The organism is Mesorhizobium sp. HAY1-8B, from assembly GCF_056868045.1.
Genome location: NZ_CP200321.1, coordinates 2,706,775 through 2,726,816 on the forward strand (window position 1 = coordinate 2,706,775; position 20,042 = coordinate 2,726,816).

18 protein-coding genes are annotated in these 20,042 nt (G+C 62.0%); 10 read left to right on the top strand and 8 right to left on the bottom strand.

From position 1 onward, the window contains the following. Positions 1-2: 2 nt before the first annotated feature. From AC1VON_RS12780 to AC1VON_RS12795, 4 genes are all read left to right on the top strand, one after another. Entirely contained in the window at positions 3-467 is a 465-nt protein-coding gene (locus AC1VON_RS12780) for a hypothetical protein (RefSeq protein WP_483122944.1), read from the top strand. Further along, entirely contained in the window at positions 464-2,341 is a 1,878-nt protein-coding gene (locus AC1VON_RS12785) for a hypothetical protein (RefSeq protein ID WP_483122945.1), read from the top strand. The genes AC1VON_RS12780 and AC1VON_RS12785 overlap by 4 nt, the downstream gene beginning before the upstream one ends. A 7-nt stretch (positions 2,342-2,348) precedes the next feature. Beyond that, positions 2,349-3,350 (top strand): LysR family transcriptional regulator, encoded by a 1,002-nt coding sequence (locus AC1VON_RS12790; RefSeq protein WP_483122947.1) that lies wholly within the window; start codon positions 2,349-2,351, stop codon positions 3,348-3,350. Between the two features lie 567 nt (positions 3,351-3,917). Further along, a complete protein-coding gene (locus AC1VON_RS12795; RefSeq protein WP_172351796.1) occupies positions 3,918-5,402 on the top strand; it encodes an NAD-dependent succinate-semialdehyde dehydrogenase in 1,485 nt (494 codons plus the stop codon). A 373-nt stretch (positions 5,403-5,775) separates the two neighbouring features. Here the strand turns inward: AC1VON_RS12795 and AC1VON_RS12800 are convergent, their stop codons facing one another. The 4 genes from AC1VON_RS12800 to AC1VON_RS12815 all read right to left on the bottom strand — a co-directional run bounded on the left by AC1VON_RS12800 (position 5,776) and on the right by AC1VON_RS12815 (position 9,685). Beyond that, entirely contained in the window at positions 5,776-6,963 is a 1,188-nt protein-coding gene (locus tag AC1VON_RS12800; protein WP_483122951.1) for a serine hydrolase domain-containing protein, read from the bottom strand. Next, positions 6,950-8,587, bottom strand: coding sequence for a GMC family oxidoreductase (locus AC1VON_RS12805; protein ID WP_483122955.1), 1,638 nt, complete (start codon positions 8,585-8,587; stop codon positions 6,950-6,952). Before AC1VON_RS12805 ends, AC1VON_RS12800 begins: the two co-directional genes overlap by 14 nt. A gap of 65 nt (positions 8,588-8,652) precedes the next feature. Further along, positions 8,653-9,297 (bottom strand): 4-carboxy-4-hydroxy-2-oxoadipate aldolase/oxaloacetate decarboxylase, encoded by a 645-nt coding sequence (locus AC1VON_RS12810; RefSeq protein WP_483122959.1) that lies wholly within the window; start codon positions 9,295-9,297, stop codon positions 8,653-8,655. Next, a complete protein-coding gene (locus tag AC1VON_RS12815; RefSeq protein WP_483122961.1) occupies positions 9,290-9,685 on the bottom strand; it encodes a hypothetical protein in 396 nt (131 codons plus the stop codon). The genes AC1VON_RS12810 and AC1VON_RS12815 overlap by 8 nt, the downstream gene beginning before the upstream one ends. Positions 9,686-9,903: 218 nt before the next feature. On the opposite strand from AC1VON_RS12815, the gene AC1VON_RS12820 reads away from it, so the two are divergent. From AC1VON_RS12820 to AC1VON_RS12840, 5 genes are all read left to right on the top strand, one after another. Continuing rightward, positions 9,904-10,950: an ABC transporter substrate-binding protein gene (locus AC1VON_RS12820; protein WP_483122964.1), complete on the top strand. Its 1,047-nt coding sequence runs from the start codon at positions 9,904-9,906 to the stop codon at positions 10,948-10,950. A 54-nt stretch (positions 10,951-11,004) separates the two neighbouring features. After that, positions 11,005-12,057: an ABC transporter ATP-binding protein gene (locus tag AC1VON_RS12825; protein ID WP_483122967.1), complete on the top strand. Its 1,053-nt coding sequence runs from the start codon at positions 11,005-11,007 to the stop codon at positions 12,055-12,057. Between the two features lie 2 nt (positions 12,058-12,059). Then, on the top strand, positions 12,060-12,971 hold the full coding sequence (locus AC1VON_RS12830; RefSeq protein WP_483122970.1) for an ABC transporter permease: 912 nt from the start codon (positions 12,060-12,062) through the stop codon (positions 12,969-12,971). Between the two features lies 1 nt (position 12,972). Beyond that, positions 12,973-13,776 (top strand): ABC transporter permease, encoded by an 804-nt coding sequence (locus AC1VON_RS12835; RefSeq protein WP_483122972.1) that lies wholly within the window; start codon positions 12,973-12,975, stop codon positions 13,774-13,776. Positions 13,777-14,010: 234 nt separating this feature from the next. Further along, positions 14,011-14,808, top strand: coding sequence for an IclR family transcriptional regulator (locus AC1VON_RS12840; protein WP_483122974.1), 798 nt, complete (start codon positions 14,011-14,013; stop codon positions 14,806-14,808). 23 nt (positions 14,809-14,831) lie between these two features. Here the strand turns inward: AC1VON_RS12840 and AC1VON_RS12845 are convergent, their stop codons facing one another. Next, positions 14,832-15,332 (bottom strand): VOC family protein, encoded by a 501-nt coding sequence (locus tag AC1VON_RS12845; RefSeq protein WP_483122976.1) that lies wholly within the window; start codon positions 15,330-15,332, stop codon positions 14,832-14,834. A gap of 240 nt (positions 15,333-15,572) precedes the next feature. Here AC1VON_RS12845 and AC1VON_RS12850 point away from each other — a divergent pair, with 240 nt between their 5' ends. After that, a complete protein-coding gene (locus AC1VON_RS12850; RefSeq protein WP_483122979.1) occupies positions 15,573-16,232 on the top strand; it encodes a ThuA domain-containing protein in 660 nt (219 codons plus the stop codon). Positions 16,233-16,438: 206 nt separating this feature from the next. Here AC1VON_RS12850 and AC1VON_RS12855 read toward each other — a convergent pair whose 3' ends face one another. Genes AC1VON_RS12855 through AC1VON_RS12865 form a run of 3 tightly spaced genes read right to left on the bottom strand, consistent with a single transcriptional unit; the run spans position 16,439 to position 19,996 of the window. Continuing rightward, positions 16,439-17,263 (bottom strand): alpha/beta hydrolase, encoded by an 825-nt coding sequence (locus tag AC1VON_RS12855; protein ID WP_483126325.1) that lies wholly within the window; start codon positions 17,261-17,263, stop codon positions 16,439-16,441. Between the two features lie 10 nt (positions 17,264-17,273). Further along, positions 17,274-18,752, bottom strand: a complete 1,479-nt coding sequence (locus AC1VON_RS12860; protein ID WP_483122982.1) for an NAD-dependent succinate-semialdehyde dehydrogenase — start codon at positions 18,750-18,752, stop codon at positions 17,274-17,276. 17 nt (positions 18,753-18,769) lie between these two features. After that, positions 18,770-19,996 (bottom strand): iron-containing alcohol dehydrogenase, encoded by a 1,227-nt coding sequence (locus AC1VON_RS12865; protein WP_172351793.1) that lies wholly within the window; start codon positions 19,994-19,996, stop codon positions 18,770-18,772. Positions 19,997-20,042: the final 46 nt, after the last annotated feature.

Here is a 20,042-nt window from a genome sequence, read left to right on the forward strand (position 1 = left end):
TCATGACCCCGCTCGGCCCAAATGAAACGCTAGACCGCCACGCCCTGGTTATGGCGTGCTGGTTGGCAGCGGCCCTGCCGGCCGCATTCTTGTTTGACTACGGATTCGGCCAAGGCGGGGCGCCTTATCTCCTCTCTGGGTTCGCGATTATTCTGGCGGGATTTGTGGCGCATGTGATCGTCAATGCTGTTTACGGCACAGGGTTCTCGCCCCGCGAATTGGGACTTGGCCTCATCATCTATGGATTCGGCCTGGTCCTTTTCGTGGCTCTGTCGCTCGTTGGCGTGCCATTGGCCGTGCATAACTTCATACCGCTCAGCGTCGGCTTTATCACCATAGGGGCCGTGGTGATTTTCTACCTGATCATCCGATACGGGGCGCGACAGGCATTTGAAGGGTTCGACGCCATCCGCGACTTCCGTTCGGGTGACCGAGATCCAGCCCGTTCGACGGGAGGCTCCGAATGACCTCCCTGCTGGTTTCCATACTCGCCATCGTTGCGGTCTTCGGTCTCTATCTTGCAACCATCAGCGGCCGTCACACCCAGCAGGCGTCTGACTTCGTGGATGGCGGTCAATCATTGCCGCCTTGGGTGATCATCTTTGCTGGTGCCGGCATTACCTTGGCAAGTCTTAGCCTTTCGGACCACCTGGTTTTGCTCTCCACTTTCGGCCTGCAATACAATCAGGTTGCTGTCGGGATCATCTGTGTCGCCCTCGTTGCGGCCCTCACGCAGAAGCGCCTTTGGCTCGCTTCGAGACTAACCTCGTTGCGAACCCTGGGTGACCTGCTCGGCGATTATTTTGGTAGCACCACCCTGCGTATTTTCATGCTTGTCTTGTTGTTTCTCTTCACCATTCCGTTCGCGGCGATGGCTCTGTCTCAGGCGGGCGAACTGGTGGGCGCTTCAACTGCGGGCGACATTCCGTCCGGGCTTGCAATCTGGGCGGTTGCGTTTGCACTGTTCGTTTGCAGCGTGATCGGCGGCTGGCGCGGCACCGCCTATTTTGTTGCCGCCCAGTCCTTGCTGATCCTGGCCCTCCTTCTGTTCTTCGGCGGTTTCACGGGCTTCACAGTTGGCAAGCTCGCGTTTGCCGCTGGCGGCATTGCGACAACCGGGGGCGTGCTGCCCGACATGATCCCCGGAGTGATCCAGTTCACGGCCGGTATCGGCAAGGAACTCCCGATCGGAGGCATCTGGACGACGTTTGCGGGATTGACGTTCGCACTCTCTTTGGGCGGCATCGCCATCAGTCCCGGGTTCAGCTTCCTCGGTATGACAAGTAAGCCGCATCGCGGCTTTGCATTTGGCCAGGTCTGGATGATCGCGGGGGTCGCGGCCGGTGCACTGATATTGGTAGGGCCGATCCTAGCGGGCGAGATCGCGGCAGGAGGGTCCCTGACCGCCTTCACCGCGCGCCTGGCATCGCTCGACCAGATGGTGGCGGTGGGCTTCATTGTTCTTTTGGTGGCGGCATCCCAAATCGCCGTGGCGTTCTTCGCCGGATCGGGTGCTTCCATTTGCACGGTCGAACTCACTTCCCGCTACATTGTTCCGGGCATGGACCAACGCACGACGCGGTTTGCCGCACGCGTAACCTTAGCCCTCGTCTATGGCGCCGTCGCCATCGCCGCGAGTTATGCGCCGCTTGGCGCGACGATCTTTTCGTCTCTCACGCTCAGTCTATCCGTGCAGCTCCTTCCGGCAGTATTAGGCCTTTGCTGGGTGCGTTGGATTAGCCGTAGCGGTGTGTTGACGGGGCTAATTGTCGGAGGTCTCTTCGTGGTGTTTACAGAGAGCTTTGGCTTGGTCCTGTTCGAGCGACTGTTCATCGACCTGCCGTGGGGCCGTTGGCCTCTATCGGTGCATTCGGCCGGATGGGGGCTGATCCCGAATTTTGCGGCGTGCCTCCTGGTCTCTCTGTTCACGCGAAGTGGTGCTGAAAGAGATCGCAGGGACCGCCTCCACGATGCATTTGAGAAAAGCCAACCGGCGCGCAATGGCAACCCTGCGGCCACGACCGCGAAATGGTCGCTGACCCTGCTCTGGGCGTTCTTCGCGCTCGGGCCCGGAGCGATCCTCGGCAACAAGTTTTTCAGCGAGCCGATTTTTGCCGGATCTGTCGTGGCGCCGGGCGTGCCATCGCTGCTAATCTGGCAGGTCCTGTTCTGGTTCGTCGGCGTCTTCATCGTGTGGTGGCTAGCCTATCAGGGCCGGCTATCCGTGGTAGATCAACTGCCGCGCCACCAGATCAACCTTGTGCCTGACGTCAACCCCCTGTTTGAGCCAACCACGACGCCGTGGATTGCCCGGCTCCTTGACCGTGTCACGGGCAGGTAGCGGGGAGATGGATGGCATCGATCTCAGGCGCCTGCGCTATTTCATTGCGGTGTGCGAGCACGGGGGATTTTCTCGCGCGTCCCAATCCATCGGCGTAGCGCAGCCTTCGCTGACGCGGCAGATCAAACTGCTTGAGAAGGAGGTTGGGGTTTCCCTGATCAACCGCAGCGGACGGGGCGCCGAGCCCACGGCAGAAGGCCGGTTCCTGCTGGGCCAATCCCGCCTTCACATTGATGGCCTGGATGACGCCGTTCGTGAGATGCGTCGGCGTTCCAATGGACTGAAAGGCGAGATATCGCTGGGCATCTGCCCAACTATCGCTTCGCTGTTCCTTGAGGACATCCGCAGTTTCGTCGGAGGTCAAGGTCAGGGCGTGACACTGAACGTGGTCGAGGCCTATAGCGGCGACCTCGCCAGCCTCATGCGTGGCGGACGTCTCGACGCCGCGCTTACCTATCGACCTACTTCGCCGGAAAGGCTCGATATCATCGATCTGTTCTCAGAGCGCCTTGTACTTGTAACGTCCTATGCCGGTGTGAAGCTCCAACCACCACGCCAGCTCGGCGATATCAGCCGTCTGAAGCTGATCCTCCCCAGCGAAATCCATGAGTTGCGGCGAATTATCGATCGGGTCTACCGGGCAAGGGGCATTGCCCTCAAGCCAGAGCTGGAACTCGATTCCCTTGGCGCGGTCAAAACCGTGATCGCGGATAAGGCCACGCAATATGCAACCATTCTGCCTCACTCAAGCGTGGCCCGTGAACTCTCTCAACACGCATTAAGTGCCTCCGCCATCGCCGACAGGGACATGACGCGAACCATCGCCCTGGTGCGACCGCAGGAAAGCGCTGCCCAGCATGTCGTCCTCCCCGTCCTGATTGGCGAAATCCGCCGGTTGGCGCAGCGGCTGAAGAAATCGCAGGGTAGCGCGGACACGGTGTCATTGGGGCAGGGCTGGAATAGAGCTCAATTCGAGGCATTGCCTCGTGGTCCTACCATCACATCGTAGGCAGCCGGATTGGACCTTTGTCAGCTTGAATATTCTCGAAAGTCGTTGAGAGCGGCTCATTCTCCAAGGCAGCGACGTAACTGCACGTGGTGCAGCCTTTGCCAGCTCTTCAATACAGGAAGTGGACACCTTTCAGGGTTGGTGGCGAACGGCCGAGTGTGCCGTTTCGCTATATCTCCCATTACAAAACGCTATTTGACGGAGGGACCCCTTCCGATGCGATGGTATCAGAAAAGCAGGATACGGAGCGAGCCATGCCAGGCGCGCTGGAGGGAACGGCCGTTACCTCAATCATGGGGAGCCAAGATCGTAATGGAAACTGCCCCCGGGAAGACCTGTCTCCGCTGCGCGCCACGACACCAAGGGCGATCCCGACAACCCGGTGACGGCGACCGAACTCGTGCAAAAAGCCCGCACGCAACTTGTCGCCGGCGGCAGTTCGGAACCGCTCGATACGTTCGCTGGGGCTCTTCGACGCCGCCGGGGATGCTCGTCCCCAAGTCCGTACCGCGCGGAGCGCCTGATGTTTAAGCGCGGGCGCCAGCAATCCAGTAAAGGTGAATGGTCATGGCCGTATCAGCGACGCTCCTAAGCAAGATCAAGGATAGGGACCTGGTCCGCGAAGCGGGATTGATCGGCAACGAATGGCTCGGTCGATCGCGGTCCGGCCAAACCTTCGACGTTACCAACCCGTCAACGAACGAGGTGCTGGCAACATTGCCTGATTTCACGCGAGCTGAAATCGCGAAAGCCATCGACGCAGCTCATGTCGCACAGAAGGACTGGGCTGCCCGTACGGGCAAAGAGCGCGCGGCCGTTCTGCGTCGCTGGTACGATCTCACAATCGCGAGTCTGGACGATCTAGCCACCATCTTGACCGCCGAGATGGGCAAGCCGTTCGCAGAGTCGAAAGGCGAAATCCTTTACGGCGCGTCCTACATCGAATGGTTCGGCGAGGAGGCCAAGCGCGTCTATGGTGACACCATCCCCGGGCATGCTCGTGACAAGCGGATCGTCGTAATCAAGCAACCCGTAGGCGTCGTCGGGGCCGTGACGCCTTGGAATTTTCCTTCGGCGATGGTGGCGCGCAAGATCGCTCCGGCCTTGGCGGTCGGTTGTTCGATGGTCTTCAAACCGGCAGCCCTGACCCCTTTGTCTGCCTTGGCACTGGCCGTGCTTGCGGAAAGGGCAGGGGTTCCCGCCGGTTTGCTGAGCGTAGTCCCGATCACCAAGAGTTCGGACTTCGGTGATGAGGTCTGCGAAAACGAAAAGGTACGCAAACTCACCTTTACCGGATCCACTGAAGTCGGCCGCACACTTATGGCGCAAGCTTCGGCGCAGGTGATGAAGCTCAGCATGGAGTTGGGCGGCAACGCACCGTTTATCGTGTTCGACGATGCCGACATCGATGCTGCCGTCGAGGGAGCCGTAGTCTCAAAGTATCGAAATGCCGGACAGACCTGCGTTTGCGCCAACCGCCTATACGTGCAGACCGGCATTTACGAGGAGTTTGCGGAAAAACTTGTCCGTCGCGTGAAAGCTTTCAAGGTGGGCGACGGCTTCGAGGAAGGCACCGAGATCGGTCCCTTGGTCGACGATCGCGCCGTGGCCAAAGTCAGGCGCCACATCGAAAACGCCGTCGCTCATGGCGCCAGCATCGTGGCTGGCGGCCCGGACCACCCCCTGGGGGGCAATTTCATCTGGCCGACCGTCCTGACCGACGTGACGGCCAAAATGGCGGTAGCCCGTGAAGAAACGTTTGGTCCCCTGGCACCCCTGTTCCGTTTCGATGCCGTTGAGGATGTCATTGCCATGGCGAATGACACCGAGTTTGGGCTGGCGGCCTATTTCTACGCAAAGGATATGTCGCGCGTTTGGGCTGTGGCCGAAGCCCTTGAGTACGGCATGGTCGGCATCAACACTGGCCTGATTTCGACGGAAGTGGCGCCGTTCGGCGGCATCAAGCAGTCCGGCTTTGGGCGGGAAGGCTCGAAGTACGGCCTCGATGACTTCACGGAACTCAAATATCTCTGCTTCGGTGGTATCGCTTAACGCACGGCGTGTGGTGCAGGAGACCTGAGCATGCGTCCCGATTAGGGATTTTCTCCAAAAACAGATCATTCCGGTTTTGCTTTTGGTCGCCGCCCCTATCCGCTGCCGCCCAGTGTCCATCACCTGCGCACGCAGGGTTGGTGCTCATGTGTGGAGGTGCCTGTGGGGTCCCAGGGACGGTTGCATGGAACCAGGGATCAGCACGGCGCAAAAGTTCGACCTTCAGCCACATAAGGCCGAGAGCGGACATTCTCCTTTCGGCCCCATTCTGACTTTCAACCTGCGAAACTTCGCGAAGAAATCTGATATTTATCTCAGGCCTCCAAACCGAGTACCGCACGTCCGAATTTCAGCCGAAACCGTTAGATCGCCTTCAGATCGAACTGAGATTCTCGGCGATCGTCCCCATCAGGTTCTGCACGTCGATGCGCATGTCCGGGTTGATGGCCTCCGGCCAGGTCGACAGTTTCACCCCGACGAAATCCCGTTGATGATCGATATAGATCATCTGCCCGTAGACCCCCAGCGCCAGGATGACCGGGGCATCGACATCGGCGATCCAGAACTGGTTGCGGTAGGCGCCATTGGGGCGGTCGGCCCGGTAGCGCTCGGGGAACAGGCTGGTGTCGCCGATGCGCGTGTGCGCCACCCATTGCTCCGGCACGATCTGCCTGCCGTTGGCGCAGCCATCCTGCGCGTAGATCAGCCCGAAGCGGCCGAGATCGCGCAGGCTGGCCGACAAGCCGCCGTCGGCGATGGCATATCCTTCCGGATCGACCGCGAAATTCGCCTCGTCCTCGGCGCCCATAGGTCGCCAGACCAGTTCGGAAGCGAGATCGGCGAGCCTGCCCCGCACAGCCGCCTCGATACAAAGACCCAACACTTCGGTTTCCATCGACCGGTACTCGAACTCCTGGCCATGCGGGCGCGACAGGCCGCGCAGGGACCCCACCAGCTTGCGCACTGTCCTCGGGCTCGTATTCCCCGCCGGCGCGGGCTTCCAGCCGACCGCGATGTCCATCAAGCCGATGCCGGACACGGGGTCGGTCATATCCTCGGGGAAGTGCACGCCGCTGGTCATGTCCAGCAATTGGCTGACGGTGACGTCACGATAAGCGCAGTCCGAGAATTCGGGCACATAGGCCGCCACGGTCCTGTCCAGCGAGAGGCTGCCCTGGTTATGGAGGATGCCGGCCAGCGCTGCCACGACCGATTTCGAAACCGATTGCGTCAGATGCACGCTGCCGGGCCGCATGCCGTTCCTGTAATCCTCAACGACAACCCGGCCGCGATGCAGGATGAGAAAGCCGTCGGTCCATGAGCCGTCGAGCACTGCCGCCGCATTGACCCTGTCGCCGCGATGGTCGGTGAAGGTGAGGGCGGTGAGGTCGAGGCCGGTGTGCGCCGCAATGAGCGGCATCGGTTCTGCGCTGGCGATGGGGGCCGTGGGCAGGAAATCGCTCACGTGCTGGTAGGCCCAGCGATTGCGAGGCGCGCGGTCCCAGTTGGCCAGCGTCAGGTCCTTGGGACGGGGCAGGCGCCCGGGTTCAGGATCGCGCATCGGCCAGGATCATGTCTGCCGCCTTTTCCGCGATCATGACCACGGCGGCATGGGTGTTGCCTCGCACGATGCGTGGCATGATAGAGGCATCGACCACGCGCAGGCCAGCGATGCCGTTCACGCGCAAGCGTGGATCGACCACGGCGCCGGCACCAGGGCCCATCCGGCAGGTGCCGACAGCATGGATGTCCGAGCCCGCCTTCTGGCGGATGAAGTCGAGGATCTCGTCATCGGTCTGTATATCCTTGCCCGGCTGCAATTCCGAGGCGACGTAGGGCTTCATGGCCGGCTGCTCGGAAATCCTGCGCACCAGCCTTATACCGAAGGTCATGGCGCGGATGTCGTAATCGGTCTGGAAGAAGTTGAAGCTGATCCTCGGCGCGGCCATGGCATCGGCTGAGCGCAGCGTGACTGCACCGCGCGCATCGGGATTGACATGTTCGGGGCTGAAGCTGAAGCCGGAAAATGGGTGCGGCTTCGCACCTTTGGCCGTGCGCTCGCCGACGCTCCAGGCCGCCATCGCCATCTGGATGTCCGGCCGGTCTTGCGTGTCGTCGCTGCGGGCGAAGCCGCCGACATAGATACCGGTCTCAGCGAGGTAGCCCTTGCGGGTTATAGCATATTGCATACCAACTGCGATGCGCCTCGCCAGACTGTTGGCGATGTCGTTGACGGTGATCGGCCTGGTGCAGCGGAACATCAGCTGGATGCAGGTATGGTCCTGCAGGTTGCGGCCGACTTCCGGCAGGTCAAGGACGCAGCCAATACCGAGGTCCTGCATCGGAGCGGCGGCCCCGATCCCGGACACCATGAGTAGTTGCGGGGAGGCGATTGTGCCTGCCGACAGGATGATTTCGCCAGCCGTCGCGATCCGCCTCTGCCCGCCTTGGCTGAACAATACGCCTGTGGCGACGCGGTTCTCGACGACGATCCGCTCGACTCGGGCACCGGTGACGATCCTGAGGTTGGCGCGCTTGCGGGCCGGGGTCAGATAGCCGCGCGCCGTGCTCCAGCGACGGCCTCTGTGGATGTTCATCTGGTAGTAGCCGAAGCCGTCCTGCGCGGCGCCGTTGAAATCGTCGTTGCGCTCGAGCCCGGCCTGCACCGCTGCCGCGCAGAGCGCGTTCGGCAGTTCGTGCCCGAACGACTGGTCTGACACTTTCAGCGGGCCGCCGACACCGTGCCAATGGTCGGCACCGCGCGACTGGTCTTCGGCCTTGCGGAAATAGGGCAGGACCTCGTCATAGGACCAGCCGTCGCAGCCGGCCTTTGCCCAATCGTCGAAATCCTCGGCGTTGCCGCGCACATACATCATGCCGTTGATGGAGCTCGATCCGCCCAGCACCTTGCCACGCGGCTGGTAGAGCACGCGCCCCTGAAGAGCGCTCTCCGGCTCGCTCTCGTACATCCAGTTGTAGCGGCTGTCGGTGAACAGTTTGGAATAGCCCATGGGCAGGTGGATCCAGGGGTTCAGGTCTCTGGGGCCGGCTTCGAGCAGCAGGACCTTCTTGCGTCCGCTTTCGCTAAGGCGCGCGGCCAGCACCGCACCGGCCGAACCCGCGCCAATGACGATGAAATCATAGGGGCCGCCGTCAAGCGGCAGGGCATTCTGGGCATCGGGCATCGTCTAGGACCTCGGACACGAAAGGGACTGGCACGCAGGCGGCCGGCGACAGTCTCGGCAATGGATCATCGCGGCAGATCCTCGCCGGCGGCCGACAGATATTTGCGAAGATCGAGAAGATCCAGCGTCAGCGCGCCTTGGCGCAGTCGGTCGCGCATCGCGATTTCCTGTGCAAGGCGCTCTCCGGTGCTTTGGAAGACGCGGCTAAGATCGACGCTCGCTACCGCGCACACCCCGTCGTCGTCGGCAACCACAAGGTCGCCGGGCGCAATGCGAACGCCGCCGCATTGTACCGGGGCACCGATCGATCCGGCATGGATCTTGGTCGCGCCGCGGATGGCCAGGCCCCGGGCCCATACGGGAAAGCGCATCTTGGTTAGTTCGGCCGCATCGCGCACGAAGCCGTCCACCACCACGCCGGCAATGCCCCGGCATGCCGCCGCCTCGGCGAGGATGTCGCCCAGATAGCCGCAGGCCTCGCCATGACCAGACAGCACGATCACGTCACCGGCCGCTGCCTCGGCCACTGCGCGGTGCAGCGCCAGATTGTCGCCGCGCTCGCAGCCGACGCAGAAGGCCGGACCGGCAATCGCGAGGCCTGGCACCATCGTCCGCACGGCCGGGTCGAGATCGCCGATGCGCCCGTAAGCTTCATAGACGGTGGCCGCGCCGGCGCGGGCGAAGAACCGCAACTGCGATGCTTCAATCATCGATTTCCTCCATCAATTCTATGCGACAGCCGGGCAGTGGTTCGAAGAAGGCGATCCGGCGATGGCCGAAGCCGCCACGAATCGTAGAGGGCCCCCAAATGAGCCTGGCGCTCCAGTCGGGATTTTCGAGAATGACGGCGAGGCTCGGCACGGCAAAGCTTGCGTGCAGGAAGCCGCGGGCCGAAGGCACGTTCTTTCCGTCATAGAGCGCGGTCTCGAAGAAATTGATGCTGATGCCGCCAAAGCGGGCTTCCAGGAACTGTTTGCCATCGATGTCGTGCAAGGCCCGCTTCGACCAGCCGCCGGTGCTTTGAACCAGCGCCTCCGCTTCGGCGACGCTGCCGACGCGGAATGCGAGATTGATCAGTTTTGCCTCGCCGTCACTCATCTGGCGTCATCTCCTTGGTCAGGGTTACCCATATCGACCGCCGTAATCTTGATCAACAGAAATTGTTTCATAAGAAAAAGAAATTGTCGGCGTCGCAAAAATCCAGCAAAATTGCTTGACAATCGGCGGTAAGATGGCCTTACATCGATTTGTGAGGCATAAATGTTGTGTTAAAAACAACAATTGCCGACGACCTGAACAAGAATGGGAGACGACTTATGCGTGGTTCGATACTGGCTGCAGGCATTCTTGCGGCCGCGTTTGCCGGAACGGCGTCCGCCGAGGAGGCAACGCTTACGCTCAACACGCCCGGCGGCGCCGTACAGGAAGGTGGGCGCGCCGTGCTCTGGGGGCCGGCCGCCAAGAAGCTTGGCATCCAGGTGAAAGAAGAGACGGCCGACAACGCCCTGGACGTGCTTCGGCTCGAGGTTGGCTCCAATTCGGTCAAGACCGATATCATCATCATGAGCGGCTACCAGGCGGCGATCGCCGGGGCCGAAGGCATGCTGGAGCCGATCGACTACAAGGCCGTTGACGCTTCCGAGTTCCTGCCGGGGACGGCGGCGCCCTATTGCGTCGGCATCTACGGCTACGCGGCGGTGATGGCATGGAACACCAAGACCTATGCCAAGGACGCGCCTTCGAGCTGGGCCGATTTCTGGAATGTCGAGAAATTTCCGGGCAAGCGCTCGATGCGTTCCGACGCGGAGGCGCAGGTCGAGATGGCGCTGCTGGCCGACGGCGTGGCGCCCAAGGATGTCTATAAAGTGCTGGGCACCGAGGAAGGAATCAAACGCGCCATCGCCAAGATCGCGACGCTGAAGCCCAATATTTCTGTCTGGTGGTCTTCGGGTGCGCAGCATGGGCAGTTGATGAAGGACGGCGAGGTGGACATGACGACCGGATGGAACGGCCGTTTCCAGACCGCCAAGGAAGCTGGCGGCCCCGTAAACTACACCTACAACCAGGGCATTCTGACTTACGACTGTTTCGCGGTGACCAAGGGCTCGACCCACAAGGCCGAGGCGATGAAGATGATCAACGAGATGTCGTCGGCGCAGTCGCAGGCCGGCCTCACCAAATACGTCTCCTACGGTCCGCTGAACCAGGGCGCTTACAAGACCAGCATCATCAGCAAGGAAGCCGAGGCCGTGCTGCCGACGAGCCCGGCCAATTCGGGCGCGATGATCGTGCAGGACATCGACTGGTGGGCGAAGAACAACGACCACGTCCAGCAGTTGTTCGAAGACATGATGACCGAATAGGCGCTGTCCCCTATGCTTCTTTCCCCGGCCCCCACCCACAGCCAGACAGGTCATATGAGCAGTCGTTCCGCAGAATCGGTCCGCATCGAGGCCGTGTCCAAGATGTATGGCGATTTCCGCGCCCTCGACGATGTCAGCCTGACGGTGGAGGCCGGCGAATTCGTCGCCATTCTCGGTCCCTCGGGCTCGGGCAAGAGCACGCTCTTGATGGCCGTCGCCGGCTTCATCCGCCCCGATCGCGGACGGATCTTCTTCGGCGACAGCGACATCGTCAGGCTTCCCGCCAACCAGCGCGGCTTCGGCGTCGTCTTCCAGAGCTATGCCCTGTTTCCGCATATGGACGTCATGGCCAATGTGACGTTTCCGCTGGAGGTTCGCGGCGTGCCGCAGGACGCGGCGCGCAAGCGGGCGCTGGCGGCGCTCGACGTCGTCAAGCTTGGCGGCTACGGATCGCGGCGCATCGGCGAACTCTCGGGCGGCCAGCGTCAGCGCGTGGCGCTCGCCCGCGCTATCGTGTTCGAGCCCAAGGTGCTCCTGATGGACGAGCCGCTATCGGCCCTCGACAAGCTCCTGCGCGAGGAGATGCAGATCGAAATCCGCGAACTGCACAACAAGCTGCAGATCACCACACTCTACGTGACCCATGACCAGCGCGAGGCGCTGACAATCGCCGATCGTGTCGCTGTCATGGACAAGGGCAGGATCGTCCAGCTCGACAGTCCCGAAACCATCTACCGGCGTCCGACCAACGAGTTCGTCGCCCGCTTCATCGGCGAGGCGACCATATTGCCGTTGGCCGAGGCGCGCGGCGTTGTGTCTGGGAATCTCGGTACGGTGGCGTCTTCGGCACATGCGCTGATGGTGCGCAGCGAGGATTTCTGCCTGGCCAGGAGCGGCGACGAGAGCGACTGGTTCGCGGTCGCCGGCCTGCTGCGAGGCGTCGTTTTCCAAGGCGACAGCTGGCTGCTGCAGGTCGACCTTGCCGGCGGGCAAGCCATCACGGCGCGCGCGCAAAAGCATTTCAGCTCCGAGGTCGCCGACCTTCAGGTGGGACAGCCCATCGACCTGCACGTTCGGCGCGACCGGGTGCATTTCCTTCAGGTGTAGACATGTCCGCCTTGAATGCGACCATTCCGAACTCTGCGGCGCAGGCCGACAATGGCAGGCGGCTGGCATGGGACACCAGGCTTGAGCGCTTCGTCTCCTTGGCCTTCACGCTACCTTGCCTGGCGGTCGTGGCGCTTTGCGTACTCGTACCCTGCGCCTGGCTGTTCTTCCTGTCGGCCTTCGGCGCGGACGGCAAGCCAAGTTTCGAGAACTACCAGCGCATCCTGGATGGGGCGAGCTACGCGCGCATCTTCGTCACGACCTTTCAGGTCGCGCTGGCAACGGTGGCCGCGTGCGTTGTGATAGGTGTGCCCTTCGCCACCTTCATCAACGGCCTGCCGCCCAGGCGCTCCGTGATCTTCCTGGCGGCGGTGTTGCTGCCGTTCTGGACCTCGCTGCTGGTGCGAGCCTATGCCTGGCTGGTGTTGCTGCAGCGCACCGGCATCGTCAATTCGATGCTGATGTGGCTTGGGATCACCAAGGCGCCGCTGGAGCTTGCCTTCAACCATTTCGCCACGGTGCTCGGCATGACCCACATCATGCTGCCGATCTTCATCCTTCCGGTGCTGGGGGCCATGCGCAACATCGACCGCGCGCTGATCCGTGCCGCGGCCAGCATGGGAGCGTCCAGGTCCTATACCTATCGCCGGATTTTCCTGCCGCTCGCCGTGCCGGGCATTGCGGCCGGCGCGATCCTCGTCTTTGTGATGAGCCTTGGCTTCTACGTCACGCCCGCCATCCTCGGCGGCGGCAACGTCAACGTCATCTCGATGCGCATCGCGCGCAGCCTGTCCAACTATTCCAACTGGGGCGCTGCCAGCGCGCTCGGCGTGCTGCTGCTGGTGTTCACGGCCTTGCTGTTCGCGCTGAGCTATGGGGTGCAGCGCGTCCTGCTTTCGCGGCAGAGGAGCTGACATGCTTGATGGGTTCGAGGACACGCCGCTTATCGAGCGACTGAAATGGCTGCTTGCCATTCTGCTGGTCGTGTTCCTGGCGGCGCCGTCCTTCATCGTCATACCGATGTCGTTTTCATCGTCGGATTTCCTGGCGTTTCCGCCGCCGTCGCTGTCGCTGCGCTGGTATCAATACTTTCTGGACTCCATCACCTGGACCCAGGCGGCGCGCGCGTCCCTCACTGCCGGTACGCTGACCACGCTGGTGTCGGTGCCGATCGGCATCTTCGCCGCCTACGGTGCCGCGCAACTGAGCCAGCGCTGGCGGCTGCTGGTCAGCGGGCTCATCGTCCTGCCTGCGGTGATACCCTCGATCCTCATCGCTATCGGCCTGTTCTTCGTGCTGGCTCGCATCGGTATGGTCGGCACCATGACCGGGCTGGTGCTAGGCCATGTGGCGCTGGCGATCCCGGTGGTGTTCGTGGTGATGAGCGCCGCCTTCAGCCAGTTCGATTTCAGCCAGGAACGCGCCGCGCGCAGCCTGGGTGCGCGCTGGCACCAGGCCTGGCTTAGGGTCGTGCTGCCACAAGTGAGCGGACCCATCGTCGCCTCCGGCCTGCTTGCCTTCGTCACTTCGCTCGATGAAGTGGTGGTGGCCATGTTCGTGTCCGGCGGCAACAATGCGACGCTCCCCAAGGTGATGTTCACGGCGCTGCGCGACAAGATCGACCCGACCATCGCTGTCGTGTCGACGGTGTTGCTGGTGGTCGCGACCTTGGCGGTGATCGTCATCCTGCGAAAGGGTGTGGCAGCGCTGAAGGCCTGAGGTCGCATGGATTTCAGGCGTGTTTGCAAAGTCATTGAGAAACAATTGTTGTCTTGGGGAGCTTATCAGTATCTGGCGGCCCTGGGCGATCGGATGGACAATCTGGCGTCACGGTGTGCTCATACTGCCAGCATTTGCGTGGAGCTCCACCAGGCGCGCCCGGTTTGTTCGTTTGACAGGTAAGGGCCGACAGCCTATTCCATTGTTTCATAATCAAACTTTCGGGAGACAATGTTGGACAATCCGAACCCCGTGCACGAGGTCGAGAGTCCGGCCGGCCACATCCAGAGCCTCGAAAAAGGTCTGCGGATCCTCGATGAGATCATCGAGGCGCCGGCGCCGCTCAAGCTGTCGGATATTGTACGGCGCTTCAACATGGATCGTGCGTCCGCCTTTCGTTTCCTGCAGACGCTCGAGCATCGCGGCTTCCTGCGCAAGGACACCACGACAAAGGAGTATGACGTCGGCGGCCGCATCTACTATTGGGCGTCGCGGCTGCGCGAGAAGACGCGGTTGATCAATTCTTTCCACGACCAGTTGCAGCGGCTGGCCAGCATCACTCAGCAGACCACGCATCTGGGGCTGTTTGTCAACGACCGGGTGCTGCTGGCCGATTTCGCGCTGTCGGATTCGATCATCTCGATCCGCCATTGCATCGGCGTTCTCGAACCGCTCTACAGTTCCGCCGTGGGCAAGGCGGTGCTCGCCTTCCTGCCGCAGGAACAGCGCGAGACGCTGATCAACAACATCGAGTTCGTCCGCCTTACCGGCAACACCATCATGAACGCGGATGCGCTGCGCATCGATCTGGCGGTCACGCGCGAGCGCGGCTATGCAATCGACGCGAACGAGACCCACGAGGGGCTGACCTGCGTCGCTCGCCCGATTTTCGGCAAGGACAACATTCCCGTCGCCTCGATCGGCATTACCTGCGTGACGGCGCTGGTCGGCGCGGAGCCCGGCAGGTTCGAGCATCTGATCCATTCCATCCAGGCGATGGGCAACGAGATCACCACGAATCTTGCCGTTTAGCACGCGCGCCTCGCACGGCGCGATCAGGCTGCCGCCTTGCGGTAGAGGAAGAGGGTGGCAAGCCGGTTCTGCTGCGACTGTTCCTGCTCGTTCTCCAGCCGGCGCAAGGGGGTCTCGAAAGCCGACAGGTCAAGCTGCGTGGCATCGGGATGGTCGATCTCGAACAGATTGTCCGAGGGATCACGCACGAACATCTGTAATTCGCCCGACGGCAAAAGCCACAGGTCGGCATAGCGTGTGCCTTCCTCGAAAGCGCCCCGCGCCTGCAATGCCCGGTAGGCGCCCATGAAGTCGGCCACCTCGACCGCGAAATGCTGGTAGGTGCGCACGCCAGCGGTCGGGCCGACCTGCTGGAGGTGGAGCTGCAAATTGCCGAGCCGCATCCAGCACACCGGGAAGCCGAAATTCGGCGCCTGCACGCGCTCGCATCCCAGCACTTCGCGATAGAACGCCTCCAACTCCGCAAGGTCGTGGGCGGGAATGCTGACATGGTTCAGTGTGGCTGATTGCGGTCGTTGGCTCATCATTCGCTCCTCGGGGCGGGTGCGGCCGTTCGTCGGCCGAAATCCCCGGCAACATCGCGCACCTCGGAATAAATATCAACAATTATTGTTCTATAAGATACATCAGAGAAGCCGTCAAAGGACCGATATGTGTGGATTCTCGCGATGCGCCTACGTTCGCCTTGAAAATTTGATACAATTGTTGTTTTGTACGATATGCGCATCCGCAATGTGGATGGCCAAAAGATGAAGAGGGATTTCATGAGGCGGTGTCTGATCATTTCCGGAGGCTATGCGCCGCATCGCGCCGTCGAGGCTGGCGAGCGCGTCAGGTCGATGCTTGAGGAAGATGGATTCGCCGTGACGCATAGCGAAACGCTCAGTGCCTATGACGTGGAAGATCTCGCCGGCTATGACCTGATCGTTCCCAACTGGACAGTGGGCCAGATGAGTGTCGACACCTCAAAGAGGCTTTGGGCGGCAATCTGGTCGGGCGTCGGGCTTGGGGGCTTCCATGGCGGCATGGCCGACGGATTCCGTGACAACGACCGGTTCCGCTACATGGTCGGCGGCGCCTATGTGCGCGAACCCGGCGGCATAAAACGCTATACGGTTGAGATCGCGCGCCAGGACGACCCGATCATGGCTGGTGTTTCCGACTTCGAATATCATTCTGAGCAGTACTACATGCATGTTGATCCGGCGAACGAGGTGCTGGCGACCGTCCGTTTCACCGGCGAGGACTATCCCTGGATCGACGGCGTGGTTATGCCGACAGTTTGGAAAAAGCCGTTCGGCCACGGCCGCGTCTTCTTCAGCGCACTCGGCCATGTCCCGGAGGAATTCGACAATCCGTCCATGGGTACTATCCTGCGGCGAGGGCTGAATTGGGCCAGCCGCACGAGGTCTTGGCCTCAGTAGGTAGAACCGTCGCGCGGCGCGGGAGAAAGCAACGGCGGCAAGCCTTCGGCACAGCCATGGATGCAAAAGGTCGACCTTCAGCCACATAGGCCCGAGAGCGGACATTCTCCTTCGGCCCCGTTGCGGTCATCTGGGAACTGACGGCAGATGACCCCTGCAGCGCAAGGCGCTCAGTCCGCCCCTGGGTTGCGCGGAACCCAGCCGGACTAGCCGCGCGTCGCTTCGATGATTTCTAGCAGGCGATCGCCAGCTTGCGTGCTGGTGATGCCCAGATCCCGTACGCTGTTCATATGGTTCCGATCTTTCAGGGACAGGTTGCGGACACCGAGCCCGTGCGCGCGCAATCGCGTTGCGAAATCAGCCGCCTGCTTCTGGAATGGCGGTGTTTCTTGGGCACCTACCACGATCGTCACGTCGGTATCAGGATCGTGTTGCCGCGTCATCGGCGTGAAGGCCACAGCCTCCTCGTCGGTGATGCCGATTAGTGGCTTGAGGAAAGACGTCTGGAGGGGCTTCAGGTCGTAGAGGCCGCCCAACAGCAGCACTGCATGGATGTGCGAAGGCGCTGGCGTCTTTTCGAACAGGAAAGTCGCCAAATGCGCCCCGGCGGAATGGCCGCTGAGGCTTATCCGGCCGGGGTCGCCGCCATAGCTGGCGATGTTGTCCAGCACCCATTGTTTGGCGCGCCGGACCTGATCCACGATCGCCGCCATCCTGACCTCAGGCATCAGCGCATAATCGACGATCACCGCGATCGCGCCAGCCTTGGTCACGGTATCCGCGATATAGGAATAGTCGGCTTTGGAGAACATGCGCCAGTAGCCGCCATGGATGAAGATATGAACCGGAAGATTGCGGCCCCGGGCGGGTGGAAAAAGCAGGTCGAGCTTCTCGGCAGGGTGCTCGCCATAGGCGAGATCGCCGGCCATGGGCAGCGTCGCCCGGGTCGCGGCGCTGCGCGCCACGATATCGGCCACGATGTCGTCAAAATCGGCAACGTGGTCGCGGGTGCGGAAGGGGTCTTTCTGCATGGGATCCCGATCAGAAGGTGACGGCGATGTATTTCGCCTCCATGAATTCGGCGATGCCGTGGTGCTGACCGCCTTCGCGGCCAAGGCCGCTTTGCTTGACGCCGCCGAAGGGCGCCGCTGGATCGGACATCAGCCCGCGGTTGAGCCCTATCATACCGGCCTCGATACCCGACGCCACACGCATTCCACGTCCCACATCGCGCGTATAGATATAGGCTGCAAGGCCATATTCCGTGTCATTAGCGTACGCGATGGCCTGCGCCTCGGTTTCGAACATGGTGATGGGCGCCACCGGCCCGAAGATCTCCTCATGCGCCATGTCGGCTTCTGGCGATACCGCCGAGAGTACGGTCGGCGGATAGAAAAAGCCTTCGCGGTCCAAAATCGAGCCGCCGCAAAGCACCGTGGCTCCCCGCTCCACCGCGTCCTTGACGAGACGGTCGATCTTGTCCACTGCCTTCTTTGTGATCATAGGGCCGCACTCGGTATCGGCATTGGTGCCCGCTCCCACTTTGAGCGCCGCCATGCGTTTGGAAAGCCCGTCAGCGAACCGTTCGTGGATGCCTGACTGGACATAGATGCGGTTGGCGGCGGTGCATGCCTCGCCGGCATTGCGCATCTTGGCGATCATTGCACCGTCGAGCGCCGCATCAAGATCAGCATCGTCGAACACGACGAAGGGCGCATTGCCGCCGAGTTCCATCGAACAGGAGATGACATGCTTGGCCGCCTCGCCGAGCAAGGTTCGGCCGACTCCGGTTGAGCCGGTGAAGGAGAGCTTCCTGACACGCGGATCGGCCAGCATGGCCGATGTCAACGGACCAGGACTGGTCGTGGTGAGGACGTTGACGACGCCGGCCGGGACCCCGGCCTCACTGTAGAGTGCGGCCAAAGCGTAGGCCGTCAGTGGCGTTTCGCTGGCGGGTTTCAGGATGACCGTACAACCTGCCGCCAGTGCCGGTGCAATCTTGCGGGTCGCCATCGCGGCGGGAAAGTTCCAGGGCGTGATCAGCACGCAGATCCCGATCGGCTCATAGTCGACCACGATCCGGTTGGTGCCGGATGGTGCGGTGCCGAATTCGCCGGTGATCCGGACCGCCTCTTCGGCGTTCCACCGAAAAAACTCGGCCGCATACGCCACCTCGCCACGCGCGTCCCGCAACGCCTTGCCGTTCTCCAGCGAGATCAGCATGGCGAGCGTTTCAGAACGTTCGACCATGAGTTCGAAACATCGCCGAAGGATTTCCGAGCGCTTGCGCGGCGCTGTCTCCCGCCATCCCTTGGCGGCCCTGGCTGCGGCCTCGACGGCAGTTGCGGCATCCTCAAGCGTTGCATCGGGAACCGCCGCGATCACGGCCCCGGAGGACGGATCGACCACATCGATGAGCCGGCCATCGGAAGAGGGGCGCCACGTGCCGTCGATGTAAAGCCCGTGCGAAAACCGGCGCACGTCGTAGCCATCCTGGTCGATTTGCTGGGCAAGGGTCATCGTCTTGTTCCGTTCGTTCAATTGGCGCAGGCCGCGAGATCGCCGTCGTGGGCTGCCTGAACCAGGCGTCGCATGGTGGCGAGATCGAATGGGCGCGGATTGTTCTTGATGAGGCGGTCGATGCCGAGCGCCTGCTCGGCGGTCCAGTCTAGCTTATCAGCGGGTAGGCCAAGATCCGCCAGCGTCGAGGTGATGCCGATCGCTGCGAACAGCCGCCTGATCTCCTCTATGGCAGCGCCGGCCTGCTCGTCTTCACTGCGCCCATTTGGGGAGAGCCCGAGCGCGCGGCCGATCTCGGCCATTTCAGCGGCAGCCACACGCCTGTTATAGGTCATGACGTAGGGCATCATGGTTGCCACACCCAAGCCGTGCGCGGTGTGTGTGAGCGCACCGGCGGGATATTGCACGGCATGCGCCGCCGCCGTTCCGGCGGTACCGAATGCACACCCTGCCGCCAACGCGCCCATCATCACATCGGCACGCGCATCGGCATCGGTGCCGTCCGTGCAGGCTTTCTGCAGACTGCGACCCAGCAGCTTTATGGCCAGCAGCGCGAAATGATCGGTCAGCGCCGTCTTGCCGATGAACACGTGCTTTTGCGGCAGGTCCGGATCCTCGCCGCGCCGCATGGCGGTGAAAGCCTCGATTGCGTGTGTCAATGCGTCGGCGCCGGCGATCGCGGTCAGCCCGGGCGGACAGGTCATCGTCAGGTCGGGATCGCACAAGGCAACCGCGGCGATCAGATACGGGCTCGATATGCCGACCTTGAGCGTGCGATCAGGATCGGAGATCACCGCGACCGGCGTCACTTCGGAGCCAGTGCCCGCTGTGGTGGGTACGGCGATGAGCGGCAGCGTGGGGCCGGGCACCTTGAACTCCCCATAGTAGTCCTGGAGTTTGCCGCCATGGCTGAGCAGCAAGGTGGTGCATTTGGCAAAGTCGAGGCAGCTGCCGCCGCCGATGCCGATCACCATCTCGGGCCGGAACCCTGTCGCCTCGTCGACGCAGATGCTGACTGTTTCACGCGGCACGTCGGGAAGGACGCGGTCATGCACCAGCACCTCTATTGAGGCGTCCTGGAGCGATTTGACGACCTCCGCGAACACCGCGGTGCCGGCGAAGCGCTCGTCGGTGCAGACCAGCGCGCGCCGCCCGAACCTGCTGGCGACTGTCGGCAGCGCATGACGCTGGCCTTTGCCGAAAAGGATTTCACGCGGAAGCCGGAGGGCGGCGAAGAGGCTCATGATGATCTTTTGTCCTTTGACGGCGGCTCAACTGGGAACTGGGAAA